The sequence below is a fragment of the Pseudocitrobacter sp. RIT415 genome (assembly GCF_003057695.2).
Lineage (GTDB): Bacteria > Pseudomonadota > Gammaproteobacteria > Enterobacterales > Enterobacteriaceae > Pseudocitrobacter > Pseudocitrobacter faecalis.
The window spans coordinates 88,122-102,360 of sequence record NZ_QBJC02000002.1 but is presented as its reverse complement, the minus strand read 5'-3'; the positions used below and the strand labels follow the sequence as shown (position 1 = coordinate 102,360).

The 14,239-nt window shown below is 52.1% G+C and carries 13 protein-coding genes; 6 read left to right on the top strand and 7 right to left on the bottom strand.

The features are described from left to right. Positions 1 to 13: 13 nt before the first annotated feature. Positions 14 to 1,324, top strand: a complete 1,311-nt coding sequence (locus DBY68_RS02970; RefSeq protein WP_108474310.1) for an MFS transporter — start codon at positions 14 to 16, stop codon at positions 1,322 to 1,324. A 272-nt stretch (positions 1,325 to 1,596) separates the two neighbouring features. Here the strand turns inward: DBY68_RS02970 and DBY68_RS02965 are convergent, their stop codons facing one another. Then, the gene (locus DBY68_RS02965) at positions 1,597 to 1,995 is read right to left on the bottom strand and encodes a cupin domain-containing protein (RefSeq protein WP_108474311.1); all 399 of its coding nucleotides are present in this window, start codon (positions 1,993 to 1,995) and stop codon (positions 1,597 to 1,599) included. A gap of 329 nt (positions 1,996 to 2,324) precedes the next feature. On the opposite strand from DBY68_RS02965, the gene ansP reads away from it, so the two are divergent. Then, on the top strand, positions 2,325 to 3,767 hold the full coding sequence (ansP, locus tag DBY68_RS02960; protein ID WP_108474312.1) for an L-asparagine permease: 1,443 nt from the start codon (positions 2,325 to 2,327) through the stop codon (positions 3,765 to 3,767). Between the two features lie 47 nt (positions 3,768 to 3,814). Here the strand turns inward: ansP and DBY68_RS02955 are convergent, their stop codons facing one another. Beyond that, positions 3,815 to 4,876 (bottom strand): YncE family protein, encoded by a 1,062-nt coding sequence (locus tag DBY68_RS02955; RefSeq protein WP_108474313.1) that lies wholly within the window; start codon positions 4,874 to 4,876, stop codon positions 3,815 to 3,817. A 259-nt stretch (positions 4,877 to 5,135) separates the two neighbouring features. Here DBY68_RS02955 and pqqU point away from each other — a divergent pair, with 259 nt between their 5' ends. Beyond that, a complete protein-coding gene (pqqU, locus tag DBY68_RS02950; protein WP_108474314.1) occupies positions 5,136 to 7,247 on the top strand; it encodes a TonB-dependent receptor PqqU in 2,112 nt (703 codons plus the stop codon). A 106-nt stretch (positions 7,248 to 7,353) separates the two neighbouring features. On the opposite strand, the gene DBY68_RS02945 is transcribed toward pqqU, so the two are convergent. From DBY68_RS02945 to DBY68_RS02935, 3 genes are all read right to left on the bottom strand, one after another. Then, entirely contained in the window at positions 7,354 to 8,013 is a 660-nt protein-coding gene (locus DBY68_RS02945) for a GntR family transcriptional regulator (protein WP_108474410.1), read from the bottom strand. Between the two features lie 229 nt (positions 8,014 to 8,242). Then, a complete protein-coding gene (locus DBY68_RS02940) occupies positions 8,243 to 9,280 on the bottom strand; it encodes an NADP-dependent oxidoreductase (protein WP_108474315.1) in 1,038 nt (345 codons plus the stop codon). Positions 9,281 to 9,356: 76 nt separating this feature from the next. Next, complete coding sequence (locus tag DBY68_RS02935) at positions 9,357 to 9,932, bottom strand: XRE family transcriptional regulator (protein WP_108474316.1); 576 nt, start codon at positions 9,930 to 9,932, stop codon at positions 9,357 to 9,359. A gap of 39 nt (positions 9,933 to 9,971) precedes the next feature. Here DBY68_RS02935 and DBY68_RS02930 point away from each other — a divergent pair, with 39 nt between their 5' ends. Beyond that, positions 9,972 to 10,490, top strand: a complete 519-nt coding sequence (locus DBY68_RS02930) for a GNAT family N-acetyltransferase (RefSeq protein ID WP_108474317.1) — start codon at positions 9,972 to 9,974, stop codon at positions 10,488 to 10,490. Beyond that, positions 10,487 to 10,936, top strand: a complete 450-nt coding sequence (locus tag DBY68_RS02925; protein WP_108474318.1) for a DMT family transporter — start codon at positions 10,487 to 10,489, stop codon at positions 10,934 to 10,936. The genes DBY68_RS02930 and DBY68_RS02925 overlap by 4 nt, the downstream gene beginning before the upstream one ends. A 3-nt stretch (positions 10,937 to 10,939) precedes the next feature. Here DBY68_RS02925 and DBY68_RS02920 read toward each other — a convergent pair whose 3' ends face one another. Both DBY68_RS02920 and DBY68_RS02915 read right to left on the bottom strand, forming a co-directional pair. Continuing rightward, on the bottom strand, positions 10,940 to 11,173 hold the full coding sequence (locus tag DBY68_RS02920; RefSeq protein WP_108474319.1) for a YdcY family protein: 234 nt from the start codon (positions 11,171 to 11,173) through the stop codon (positions 10,940 to 10,942). A 9-nt stretch (positions 11,174 to 11,182) separates the two neighbouring features. After that, positions 11,183 to 12,781: an ABC transporter substrate-binding protein gene (locus DBY68_RS02915; RefSeq protein ID WP_108474320.1), complete on the bottom strand. Its 1,599-nt coding sequence runs from the start codon at positions 12,779 to 12,781 to the stop codon at positions 11,183 to 11,185. Positions 12,782 to 13,022: 241 nt separating this feature from the next. Between DBY68_RS02915 and DBY68_RS02910 the strand changes: the two genes are divergently transcribed. Continuing rightward, the gene (locus DBY68_RS02910) at positions 13,023 to 14,237 is read left to right on the top strand and encodes an SrfA family protein (RefSeq protein WP_108474321.1); all 1,215 of its coding nucleotides are present in this window, start codon (positions 13,023 to 13,025) and stop codon (positions 14,235 to 14,237) included. Positions 14,238 to 14,239 lie beyond the last annotated feature (2 nt).

Sequence of the window (14,239 nt, the reverse complement as noted above, 5' to 3'; positions counted from 1 at the left end):
AAAGGAGTGGGTGATGAATACAATAATAAAACGTACCAATGTCCGTTACAGCATTCTTATATTTCTGTTTTTAGCGACCGTATTTAATTATGCCGATCGTGCGACATTATCCGTTGTCGCGCCAATTATGAGTAAAGAACTGGGATTCGATCCGGAAGCCATGGGTCTCGCTTTTTCCGTATTTGGAATTTCTTACGTCATCATGCAACTACCCGGCGGCTGGCTGTTAGATCGTTACGGCTCACGTCTGGTTTATGGTTGTGCATTAATCGGCTGGTCTTTGGTAACGATGTTTCAGGGCACCATTTATCTTTATGCCAGCCCACTTATTGTACTGGTTGTACTGCGTTTGCTGATGGGGGCGATTGAAGCACCGGCCTTCCCGGCAAACAGCCGTTTAAGCGTGCAGTGGTTCCCAAACAACGAACGCGGGTTCGTCACCTCGGTATATCAGGCGGCGCAGTATATTTCATTGGGCATTATTACGCCGTTAATGACCATCATTCTGCACAACCTGAGCTGGCATTATGTTTTCTATTACATTGGCGCGATTGGCGTTTTGCTGGGCATATTCTGGCTGGTAAAAGTAAAAGATCCGCTGCAACATCCAAAGGTAAATCAGCAGGAACTTGATTATATTCGCGAGGGCGGCGGTGAGCCGACTCTTGGTAGTAAAAAAGATCAGCATAAACTGACGCTGGCGCAAATCAAAAGTGTGTGCGTAAACCGAATGATGATTGGCGTGTACATCGGCCAGTTCTGCGTGACATCTATCACCTGGTTTTTCCTGACCTGGTTTCCGACTTATTTGTATCAGGCTAAGGGAATGTCGATTCTTAAAGTTGGGTTTGTTGCCAGCATTCCCGCTATCGCAGGTTTCATCGGCGGATTAATGGGTGGCGTTTTCTCTGACTGGCTACTTAAACGCGGTTACAGCCTGACGACCGCACGGAAATTCCCGGTAATCTGCGGCATGTTGCTTTCGTGCGTCATTATTGTCGCCAACTACACGTCTTCTGAATTTGTAGTCATTGCGGCCATGAGTCTGGCATTCTTCGCCAAAGGATTCGGTAATCTGGGCTGGTGTGTGTTGAGCGATACCTCACCAAAAGAGATGTTAGGCATTGCGGGTGGGGTGTTCAATATGTGCGGCAATCTTGCAAGTATTGTTACGCCGCTGGTGATTGGTGTGATCCTCGCGAATACCCAATCTTTTGACTATGCAATTCTGTACGTCGGCTCAATGGGGCTTATTGGCCTTGCCTCTTATCTGTTTATAGTCGGGCCATTGGATCGAATTACCCTGACGCCGTCTGCGGCGTAACCGAACCTGGCGATATATCGCCACCGCTACTCCGGTATGATTGTACTCCGCCGGAGTGGCGTTTTTTAATCGCAGATTCAACGTTCTGCCCTTCTTCATCTTCTTCCTTAATGGCTTTTCTGGTAAGAACATTACCTGATGCGCTACGCTTTTCAGGCCTACAGATTCCTGCAATATATTGAACAGGCAACATTTTGTAGGCCGGATGAGCGTAGCGCATCCGGCAAGAACAAAGCACACTACGTCAGCAATCTGAAATGTTCAGGCTAACGTTAACACTCTTGATACTGTTCCTCGGTCACCTGCTCAAGCCAGGTGACCGGGCTGCCGTTTTCGGCTTCGGCAATGGCGATATGGGTCATTGCCGTTTCGGCACACGCGCCATGCCAGTGTTTTACCTCTGGCGGGATCCACGCGATATCCCCCTGGTTCAGCACTTCCGGGGCTTTCCCCCACTCCTGTAACCAGCCGCGCCCCTGGGTCACAATTAACGTCTGTCCCAAAGGATGTGTATGCCATGCGGTACGTGCACCGGGTTCAAACGTTACCGTCGCACCGCCCACTTTCGCGGGGGCTTCAGCCTGGAACGGCGCATCGATTCTGACCGTACCGGTAAACCAACTGTCCGGGCCTTTGACTGACGGCAGCGATCCACTACGAATAATTTTCATTGGTCTCTCCTTATATTGTGCTTAATACCGTAGCGCATCCTGGCGATAAGTATTAGTCAGGCAAATGTGAATGGAGTTATGAACAGAATTCATCAATCGCGATGCGTGCTGAATCGACGACAATCGTGCTGTAGACGGGTCTGAGATCCTTCATCTATATTTTGCGTCAATTTGGCGTTTTGTGTAGGATGCAGCGCCATGCTTGTCTTATCTCTGCATCAGAATAGTGAGAAAGGCAGCATAATTTGCTATCCACGCAATCGTTTGTTATTGCGCGGGGTAACAGGACATCCGTAAAGGATTTTGACAGGTAAGCAGGTATAAAATTAATGAATACAAAGCACAACACCACCGCGGAGCAGCGCGCGGCGAAACGCCGTTGGCTGAACTCGCACGAAGAGGGTTATCACAAAGCGATGGGCAATCGTCAGATCCAGATGATTGCTATCGGCGGCGCGATTGGTACCGGCCTGTTTCTTGGCGCAGGCGCACGTTTGCAGATGGCGGGGCCGTCGCTGGCTATCGTCTATCTGGTGTGCGGGATCTTCTCTTTCTTTATACTCCGCGCGCTGGGTGAACTGGTCTTACACCGCCCTTCCAGCGGCAGTTTTGTTTCTTACGCCCGCGAATTTTTGGGTGAAAAAGCCGCCTATGTTGCGGGCTGGATGTATTTCGTCAACTGGGCGATGACCGGGATCGTCGACATCACCGCCGTCGCGCTCTATATGCACTACTGGGGGGCGTTTGGCGATGTGCCGCAATGGGTCTTCGCGCTGGGCGCGTTGGCGATCGTCGGCACCATGAACATGATCGGCGTGAAATGGTTCGCCGAAATGGAGTTCTGGTTTGCCCTGGTGAAAGTGCTGGCCATTGTCGCCTTCCTGGTTGTCGGCACGATTTTCCTCGGCAGCGGCAAACCGCTTGACGGGAACGCCACCGGCTTCCATCTCATCACCGATAATGGCGGCTTCTTCCCGCACGGTCTGCTGCCTGCGCTGGTACTGGTTCAGGGCGTGGTTTTCGCCTTTGCCTCTATTGAACTGGTCGGCACCGCTGCCGGTGAAGCGAAAGATCCGGAAAACACCGTGCCGCGCGCGATCAATAGCGTTATCTGGCGTATCGGCCTGTTCTATGTGGGTTCCGTTGTGCTGCTGGTACTGCTGCTGCCGTGGAATGCTTATCAGGCAGGCCAGAGCCCGTTTGTCACCTTCTTCTCAAAACTCGGCGTGCCTTATATGGGCGATGTGATGAACGTTGTCGTTCTGACGGCGGCACTCTCCAGCCTGAATTCCGGCCTCTATTCGACCGGGCGTATTCTGCGTTCGATGTCGATGGGCGGTTCCGCACCGAAGTTCATGTCCAAAATGAGTCGCCAGCACGTACCTTACGCCGGGATTCTCGCGACGCTGGGCGTCTATGTGGTTGGCGTATTCCTGAACTATCTGGTGCCATCTCAGGTGTTTGAAATTGTCCTGAACGTCGCATCGTTGGGGATTATCGCCTCCTGGGCCTTTATCGTGGTTTGCCAGATGCGTCTGCGTAAAGCGATTAAAGAAGGAAAAGCGGCGGATATCAGCTTTAAACTACCGGGCGCACCGTTCACCTCCTGGCTGACGCTGCTGTTCCTGTTCAGCGTGCTGGTGCTGATGGCGTTCGACTATCCAAATGGTACCTACACCATCGGCTCAATTCCGGTGATTGCAGTGCTGCTGATTGCGGGCTGGTTTGGCGTGCGTAAGCGTGTACACGAGATTCATCGCTCGGCGCCGTAATTGGCGATAGAGTGAAAAAAAGCGGCTGATTAGCCGCTTTTTTTATATTACAGCGCGATACGAATCACATCGTCCGGCTGTGTTGCTTCCTTCTCGCGCGTCGATTCCTGCTTCACGCTCACGTACAGCGTTTTACCGTCGCCAGAAAGCGCCAGGCTGTTCGGGAAGGTTGGCGTTTTAATGGTTTTGGTCACCTTATAGGTTTTCGCGTCAATCACCGTCACGGTACCCGCTTTACGCTGAGTCACATACACTTCATCGCGCGTTGGGTTGTAAAGTACACCCAGGGATTCCGGCGTATCGATAGTCGCCAGGACTTTACCGGATTTCAGATCGACCGCCAGCACCTGCGGTGCTTTGGAGTCGGTGATAAACGCACGCTGACCGGCGGTATCCAGGCTGATGTTAATATAGAAATGATCTTTGCCATCATCCTGAAGTTTCTTACGCGCCAGCACTTTGTTGCTCGCGGTGTCGATAGTCACCAGCTCGCCGTCACCGTTGGTCACGTACAGACGCTGCTTGTCTGCGTCCACCGCCAGGCCGGTGCCCATTTTACCGGTATTTTCGATGGTCGCTTTCAGCGCCAGTTTCTCGCCGTCAATCACCCAAACAACGCTCTCTTTACCTAAACCGGTCACGTAAACGGTGTTGGTTTTCTCATCGACCGCCAGTTCACGGGTCGCCAGCGGGCGTACGGTTTCGCTACGTTTGCGGGTATCCAGAACCAGACGGCCTTTGACGTCACCTGTTTTGGCGTCAATCGCCGTCACGGTGCTGTTAGTGGTATTGCCAAACCACAGGGTCTGGGTCTGATTATTAATCGTGGCGCCGAACGGTTTTAAATCGTTATGAATGATCTGGGTAACTTCCAGCGTCACCGGGTCAAGACGGTAAACGATGCCGCCCTTATCGAGTTTACGGCTCTGTGATGTGGCCAGCCAGAGCGCATTTTCCTGCTGGCTATAGGCCATTTCATAAGCCCCTTTGCCGACCGCTTTGCGCAGCATCTCGTCGGCGGCATGGGCGCTAAAGCTGCCCGCCAGTAACAGAGTGCTCAGTAATAACGAACGACGCAGACGCGGTGCGGACAATTGACGTAATGACATGACGACTCCCTTTGATGGACCAATATGTTACTGCTTCACAAGGCTTCTTGACTTCATCGCGTCATTGCACGACGTTTTATAGATGCGAATAGTAATCATTAATCAACGGAAAGTGGAGTCTTAATTCCCTACCCCAGGCAAAAAATTTCACCTTTGGACATCATGTTTAACGCAAAGTGCCACTAAAGTTTTCAATATGTTTACATAAGTATTAACATGTCCAGGATATGTTCCATTTGGTTCGTCTTGCGGGTTTCTAATGAAAATCATAAATGTACATTCAGCATCGTTTCCGGCGCTTCTCTTACCGCTCATTTTCTCGCCTGCTCTTTTTGCAGCCGATGAGCAAACCATAATCGTCACCGCAGCTCCACAGACCTTGTCAGAGCTGGATACCCCAGCTGCAGTAAGCGTGGTCGATGGCGAGGAAATGCGTCATGCTGCCCCACGCGTTAATCTCTCAGAATCCCTTGGCGCAGTACCGGGTTTGCAAGTACAAAATCGCCAGAATTACGCACAGGATCTTCAACTGTCAATTCGTGGCTTCGGCGCGCGGTCGACATTCGGCGTGCGCGGGCTGCGTCTCTACGTTGACGGTATTCCCGCCACCATGCCGGATGGTCAGGGGCAGACCTCTAATATTGATATCAACAGCGTTGAAAGCATTGATGTCCTGCGTGGCCCCTTTTCAGCACTGTACGGGAACTCTTCCGGCGGCGTAATTAACGTCAATACGCAAACCGGGCAGCAGCCTGGCACGATTGAAGCCAGCAGCTATTACGGGAGTTTTGGTAGCTGGCGATATGGACTGAAGGCCTCCGGTGCCGTGGGCGATGGCACGCAGGCGGGCGACGTCGATTACACCGTTTCCACCAGCCGTTTTTCGACGCATGGCTACCGCGATCGTAGCGGTGCGCAGAAAAATCTCGCCAACGCTAAACTGGGCGTGCGCATAGATGACGCCAGCAAACTGACGCTACTGTTTAACAGCGTCGATATTAAAGCCGATGATGCAGGCGGTCTCACCGAAAGCGAATGGCGCGATAACCCGCAACAGTCGCCTCGCGCCGAGCAGTACCATACCCGCAAAACCATCAAGCAAACTCAGGCGGGGTTACGTTACGATCGTCAGTTAACCGAAAACGATGATCTGAGTATGATGTTCTACGCCGGCGAACGCGAAACCACGCAGTACCAGTCGATTCCTCGCGCGCCGCAGCTCAATCCTACCCACGCGGGTGGCGTCATAGAACTCACCCGTCATTATCAGGGCATTGATACCCGTTGGACGCACCGTGGCGAACTGCTGGTACCGGTGACCTTCACCACCGGGCTGGATTACGAAAACATGAGCGAACAGCGCAAAGGGTATGAAAACTTTGTGATGAACGGCACTACGCCGGAATACGGTCAGAAAGGCGATTTGCGCCGCAACGAACGTAACCTGATGTGGAACCTCGACCCCTACTTGCAAACCCAGTGGCAATTGACCGATAAACTGAGTCTGGATGCCGGGGTTCGCTACAGCTCCGTATGGTTTGATTCCAACGATCACTACATTACGCCAGCTAACGGCAACGACAGTGGCGATGCGAACTATCACAAATGGTTGCCCGCTGGTTCTCTGAAGTACGCTATCACCGACGCGTGGAACGTCTATCTTTCTGCCGGGCGCGGTTTCGAAACGCCAACCATCAATGAGCTTTCTTATCGTTCAGATGGGAAAAGTGGCCTGAACTTCGATCTGAAACCGTCGACCAATGACACCGTAGAAATTGGCAGTAAAACCCGTATTGGCAATGGGTTGCTCTCGGTTGCCCTCTTCCAGACCAACACTGATAACGAGATTGTCACCGATGCCAGCAGCGGCGGGCGTACCAGCTATAAAAATGCCGGTAAAACACGTCGTCAGGGTGCAGAATTGTCGCTTGATCAACGCTTTGCGGAGAACTGGCGTGCGAAAGCCGCGTGGACCTATCTGGATGCAACCTATCGCACCAACGTATGCGACGACAGCAACTGTAATGGCAACCGTATGCCGGGAATCGCGCGTAATATGGGCTTTGCTTCACTGGGCTATGAACCCGAAAGCGGTTGGTATGCCGGGGGCGATATCCGTTATCTGAGCGATATCATGGCCAATGATGAAAACACCGCCAAAGCGCCATCGTGGACGGTTGTCGGCCTGAACACCGGCTATAAATTCAACATTGGCAAGGTGAACATGGATGTCTTTGGTCGCGTAGATAACCTGTTTGACCGCGACTATGTCGGCTCAGTCATCGTAAACGAATCCAATGGCCGCTACTACGAACCCGCTCCGGGGCGTAACTACGGCATTGGCTTAAACGTAGGCTGGTCCTTCGAGTAAAAAATCCCTACCCTCGTCCCATTGGGATGAGGGTATTCTCAAATAATATTTAATATTTGCTAAAGTTGACACCACGATATTAATCAAGACTAATTAATGTCTGAAATTAATTAATGTATTGTTGCTGCAATAACGCCCCGCTTTCATCAATAATTTCACACATGGCATCGTAGCTTTCTGCCTGGGCGCCTTTCGATAACGCCAATAACAATGAGCGATAAAACTCACGGTGGAAGAATTGTTCATCCGCGTGCGGGTACAGATAATTGAAGCTTGGGCCAATTCGTACCCACAACTGCTCAATTAGCGCTGTTAATGTTGGCATCTCAGCATATTCATAGAGGCAAAAACGAAACTGATAATTTGACTGTAGCGTTTTAGCGATGTCGCCGCTCCTTTTAATAAAGTGAAACTCTTCAACTAATCGCTGTAATTGCCACATCTTTTCCGTGGTCATTTTTTCAGATGCCACCGCAGCGGCCATACCTTCAAGCCTTTTACGGATAGTCTGAATTTCATTATAACGTTGCAGATTCAGCTCCGGGACTAAAAATGCCTGTGCCGGAGCGGCATACAAAGCACCGGACGAGACCAGCCGCAGCAAAGCCTCTCGTACGGGCGTAATGCTGATCCCCTGACTTTCTGCAATATCTTTAGTCACCAGGCGCGCACCGGGTTTTAGCGCACCAATAATTAATGCATTTTTTAAGTTTTGTTCTACCTGTTGAGTCAGACTCAATCTTTGCGCTTTGGCAAAATCTAACATAATAATGGTCGCTCTCATCGTCATGACCCCGCATAGGGCCATATCACAAATACGGTTATTGACTAACTGACGGTGTTGCATTTCCTGATGATGGCGAGAGAATCAATTACGTAAAAATCATGCTTTTTGCTGAGCGTTTTATATAAACGCTTCTGTTACACTATATTAAAGCGGTTTATGATATTTTTGCACGAAAAAAAACGGCGTAATGATTACGCCGTTTCAATCTTTACTTCTCGTCAGAAAGTCGAATAACGACCTTGCCGAAATTTTCACCTTTTAACAACCCGATTAACGCTGCAGGCGCATTCTCCAGGCCATCAATAATTTGTTCACGGTATTTTATTTTTCCTTCCTGAACCCAGCGCCCCATCTCTTCCTGAAACTCGCCGATCCGATGACCATAATCCTGCGCGATGATAAACCCCTGCATGCGGATCCGTTTTTTCAACAAGGTGCCCATCAGCAGTGGCAGTCTGTCGGGGCCGTCAGGAAGATCGGTCGCGTTATAGCCACTTACCAGGCCGCAAATCGGTACGCGGGCCGAGGTATTCAGTAGCGGCAATACGGCATCAAACACCTTTCCACCGACGTTTTCGTAGTACACATCAATCCCTGACGGACACGCACTGGCAAGCTGTTCAGCAAAATCCGCCGCCCGGTGATCGATACAGAGATCAAACCCTAATACCTCAACCGCATGACGGCATTTCTCTGGCCCGCCCGCGATACCCACCACGCGGCAGCCTTTAAGTTTACCGATTTGCCCCACAGTCGCCCCAACCGGGCCCGTGGCGGCAGCCACCACCAGCGTTTCACCCGCCTTAGGCTGGCCGATATCCAGCAGCCCCATATAGGCGGTAAAGCCCGGCATGCCGAGAATACCGAGTGACCAGGAAGGATGTTCCGGCGCATCACCCAGTTTCACCAGCCCATCACCGTTGGATACATCATAACTTTGCCAGCCGCTGTAACCCAGTACCCATTCGCCCGTTTTAAAGTTCGGATGACGCGACTCTTCTACCCGGCTGACGGTGCCGCCCACCATCACCGCACCCAGTTCGACCGGCGGTGAGTAAGACGGCGCATCGCTCATTCGCCCACGCATATAAGGATCGAGTGAAAGATAGATTGTGCGTAGCAGCACTTCGCCCTCTGCGGGTTCAGGAACATTCGTCTCTTCGAGACGGAAATTATCAGCCACCGGCTCACCGTGCGGACGTGAAGCCAGAACCCAGCGACGCTGGCGTAATGTGTCTTTGGTCATAACCTGTGCCTTTTTTGAAAAACCAGTTAAGAGCGTAGCGTTGATTCACACTTTACGTTTAACAATATGCGGCGCATCAGGTCGGAGGCGTGTTAAGCCTGACCACCAGATAGGTACAGGCTTCTTTCGTCTCATTAATAAACCGGCAGTCGTTCGGTGGGCCCAGCTCCAGACAATCCCCCGCTTTCATCTCGTGGCGCGTATCGCCCTCGACAAAAACCAGCTCGCCTTGCGTCAGCCAGATTAATTGTCGCGCCAGCGCATAAGCCGAGGCTGGCATCGGGATATCGCTGCCCGCTGGCAGTTCAATTTGAACGAGATCAATCGGCATATCGCTGCGTGGTGACACATGACGGCGCAGATAATCCGTTTGCGGATCGTGCCACACGGGCTGATCGGCAAAGCGCAGCAGTTTGCCCTCCTGCATTTCGGCTCGCGCGATAAGCGTTGACATGCTAATACCAAAAGCACCGGACAGACGCGCCAGCAGCGCCGCTGTCGGGCTACTCTCGCCGCGTTCGATTTTATGGATCATGCCGCGAGAGACGCCCGCGCGCTCGGTCAGATCGCTTAAAGACCAGCCGCGGGATTCGCGTTCGATACGAATTCTTGCACCGATCCGTTGATTTAAATTGTCTTCAATAGTATTCATATCGTAATACTATAGTGAACATTCTCTGAGGTTCAAGTCATGAGCATTCGTTTTGCAACGAAAGAAGATTGTGCGGCAATCGCCGAAATCTATAACCATGCGGTAGTGCATACCGCGGCGATATGGAACGACAAAACCGTGGACACCGATAACCGAATCGCCTGGTTTGAGGCCCGCCAGTTTGCTCATTTCCCGGTGCTGGTGAGCGAAGAAAACGGCGTGGTAACAGGCTACGCCTCCTACGGCGACTGGCGGGCATTTGATGGTTTTCGTCATACGGTGGAGCATTCAGTGTACGTTCATCCGGATCATCAAGGTAAAGGCCTTGGCCGCGCGCTGCTGGCGGAACTGATCGAGGAAGCGCGTCGTCGCGGAAAGCATGTGATGGTGGCGGGTATCGAAGCGCAAAATGCTGCCTCTTTGCATTTGCATGAAACCTTAGGTTTCGTTACGACCGGGCAGATGCCACAGGTGGGCACCAAATTTGGCCGCTGGCTGGATCTCACCTTCATGCAACTGCAACTGGATAACCGCATGGATCCGGACGGAAAAGCATGAACAGCACCCTCACCTTAGCGTTTCTGGTTGCCGCAGGCATTGGCCTGGTCATTCAGAATACCCTCATGGTGCGCATCACTCAGACCTCCTCAACCATTCTGATCGCCATGCTGCTGAACTCGCTGGTCGGCATCGTGCTGTTTGTCAGCATTCTGCTGGTGAAGTACGGGCTGGCGGGCGCGAGTGAGTTGGTTTCAGCGGTGAAGTGGTGGACATTGATCCCCGGCCTGCTGGGATCCTTTTTTGTTTTTGCCAGTATCAGCGGTTATCAGTATCTGGGCGCCGCAACCACGATTGCGGTGCTGGTCGCCAGTCAATTGATTGGCGGGCTGGTGATGGATATTGTGAAAAGTCAGGGCATTCCCTGGCGCGCGCTCATCGGCCCGGTATGCGGTGCGATAATGCTGGTGGTCGGCGCCTGGCTGGTGGCCAGACGCCAGTTTTGAGCGTTACAGAATAGTACCGCTTCGGGTGAGTTGGTCGCGACGAGCCTCTTCGTCCTCTTTATGCTGACGACCATGATGCGCAATCGCTGTACGCAAGCGCTGCTGCTGCGTATAGCGATCGTCCCGGCTAAGCTTTGCATCATCGCTGAGCACCACCAGCAGTTCATTCATATGAGCGATCACACTCTCATCAATCGCGGCGTCAACCCGCGCAATGACTTCATCCAGATGTGACATACACACTCCTTAATTGATTTTCGTTTTCGAAAAATCACTGCCCATCAGGCTGACGCTGTAGCCCGTCACGTTACTGCGTGTCGCGTAGAACGTTTTACCATTCGCCAGCGCAATCCACGGCGCTTGCTGGTAATAAATCTCCTGCGCCTGACCATAGAGCGCGGCGCGCTTGGCCGGATCGCTTGCGAGCAGTGCTTTTTTCACGATGCCATCATACTCTTTATTACACCAGCGCGCGGCATTGGAACCGGATTTAATACTGCTACACCCCAGCAGCGTACCGGCAAAGTTATCCGGATCGCCATTGTCCGACATCCAGCCAAACAGCGCCGTATCGTGCTCGCCTTTGCGCATTCCGGAGAGATATTCGCCCCACTCATACGACACAATTTTGGCTTTTACCCCCACTTTCGCCCAATCGCTTTGGATCATCTCCGCGATACGACGCGAGTTCGGATTATAAGGGCGCTGCACCGGCATCGACCATAAGGTGGCCTCAAAGCCTTTCTCCAGCCCCGCCTGCTTCAGCAGCGCTTTCGCTTTTTCCGGGTCGTAATTGTAGTCCTTCAGATTTTTGTCAAAGCCCAGCATATTTGGTGGAATCGGTGACTTCGCGACCGTACCGGAATCCAAAAATACGGCTTTAATAATGGCCTGCTTATCGGTGGCGTAGTTTAGCGCCTGGCGCACCAGCACATTATCAAACGGTTTTTTTTCGGTATTAAATGCCAGATAACCCACGTTCAGCGCATCGACTTTATGCAGGGTCAGATCTTTATTTTTGTTAATTTCGTCGAACTGGACTGGCGATGGCGCTGGGATAATCTGGCACTCGTTGGTTTGCAGTTTCGCCAGGCGCGTTTGGACATTTGGCGTAATTGAGAAAATAAGATGTTTGGTCGGGACTTCACCATCCCAGTAGTTCGGATTGGCAACGTAGCGAATGAGCGAATCCACTTTATACTGTTGCAGCGCATAAGGCCCGGTGCCAATCGGCCAGTTATCAACGTTTTCCGGCGTGCCTTTTTTCAGCATCGCATCGGCATATTCAGCGGAAAGAATTGACGCGAAATCCATGCCCCAGTCAGCGAGAAACGCGGCATTAGGTTCATTAAGAACAAACTGAACGTGATAATCATCGACCTTTTTCACCTCTTTAATCAGTGAATCCAGGCCCACATCATGGAAGTATTCATAACTGCCCTGCGAGACGTTATGGTACGGATGATCGGCGTCTTTCTGGCGCAGTACGGAGAACACCACATCATCAGCGTTAAAGTCGCGGGTGGGTTTGAAGAATTTATTACTGTTGAATTTCACCCCCTGACGCAGGGTAAACGTATAGGTCAGCCCGTCCGGTGAAATTTTCCACTCAGTTGCCAGCGACGGAATCGGCGTATTTTTCACCGGATCAAAATTGATTAAACGGTTATACAGCACCTGTGAACTGGCAACAAAGGACGGGCCAGAACTGGCGATTTGCGGGTTAAAAGATTCTGGCGACGCTTCTGAACAATAGATCAGCGTGTCGTTGTTCGCGGACCACGCCGCGCTTGCCGGTAATAATGCACTTAGCGCCAGCGCGAGAAGTGTTTTCCCTGTAGACATGGTTATAAGCCTTTCGATTTTATTATATGGGGTTTAATAACAGCACAGGGTGTCAGGACTGGCAAATAACCAATTTATCTCAGGATATGCAAAAGTCGTGGAGATTGCCGCTTTCTTCACCACCGCGATTCAATTTCACTTAATACGCCGAGAAATACCCATTTTACCCCTCTCTTTCACCCTTTGTGGCCATGCCCTATTGCGTAGAGTAACGGTGTGAAGAAGTCTAAAGGGCAATAATGTGGCAAAAACTCTTTTACGCAGCGGGAATCTCGATGATTTTCAGGCGGTGGGCGGCGGCGGACAGGTCGTGTTTGATTCGGCGAATCAGGTGCGCGAAGCCCTGCGCCTGCGTAAACAATTCGCCGTATGCGACAGTCTGGCAATCCCCCAGTTAAATGATGATGGCGACCGCGTTGACTGGTATTCGCCTGTTGAGGGTACAATTGTAAGCTGGAAGGCCGCCAGCACGGCGCAGCGCGAAGGTGCCCTGCGTTATCTTGATGCTCTTCAACAAACGGTGTGGACACTCTCTGGCAACTGTCAGCAATCAGGCAAACCTGCGCAACAACTCTTCGGCGCACTGCTGGAAAACACATTACAGTTTCCGGGTGAGAATCACCTTTTTCTGGTAAATGACAAACCGGTGATTTGCTTCTGGGGCTTTGTAAACCTTAACGAAAGCGCGCGTGACGATGCATTCGCCTGCCTGCGTATCGCTGAGTGTGAGCCGCTCATTGAACATATTCCTGCCGAAGAAGCGCCAACAGAACCGAAGCCAGCCTTTGCACAGGCCGATATTCCGCTGCTTGACGACCCCGCGTCGGCCTGCGAAGAGGCCCCCACGTCTCATCGCCCTACCGCGCCGCGTGGCCGCTGGCGCTGGGCGCTGCCCCTCGCGGCGGCAATCATCGTGGCAGCCGTTGCATCGCTATTCTGGCCATCAGCGCCAACGCCTGCACTGGCGCACACCCCCGCATCCGTAATCCCGCCATTGCCGACGCTAACCCCCACTCTGCCCTTACAGCTAGCCAGCCATACGGAACAGCCTGCCCCTGTTAAAGACATTGTGCTGGCTCCGATTGCTAAAGATGCGCTGGTCATGGAGTCCAACCAGGTTCGCGCCGGCACTACACGTTTCCTGAATGGCAACTGGCGGCTTTTACTTGACATGAAAAATGCCCCGTCGTTGCGCTATCAGATTGAAAACAACAAAGGTACCGCCCGTCTGGTGCACGGCGACAATGTTATCTGCCGGGTGGCACTGTTCGCCGGGCTGCACCAGAACGGCGAGCTGCTGATTAAAAGCCGGGGTACGGCACGCTGTAGCGATGGAACGCGTTTCCCGATGCCAGAGATTAGCTGCAAAGCGGACAGCTTTGATGTGGCCGCCTGTATCGCGCGTTATAGCGCGGACAAAGTTGTGCCTGTCACCTTTAAGAAAACCGGAGCCTGACG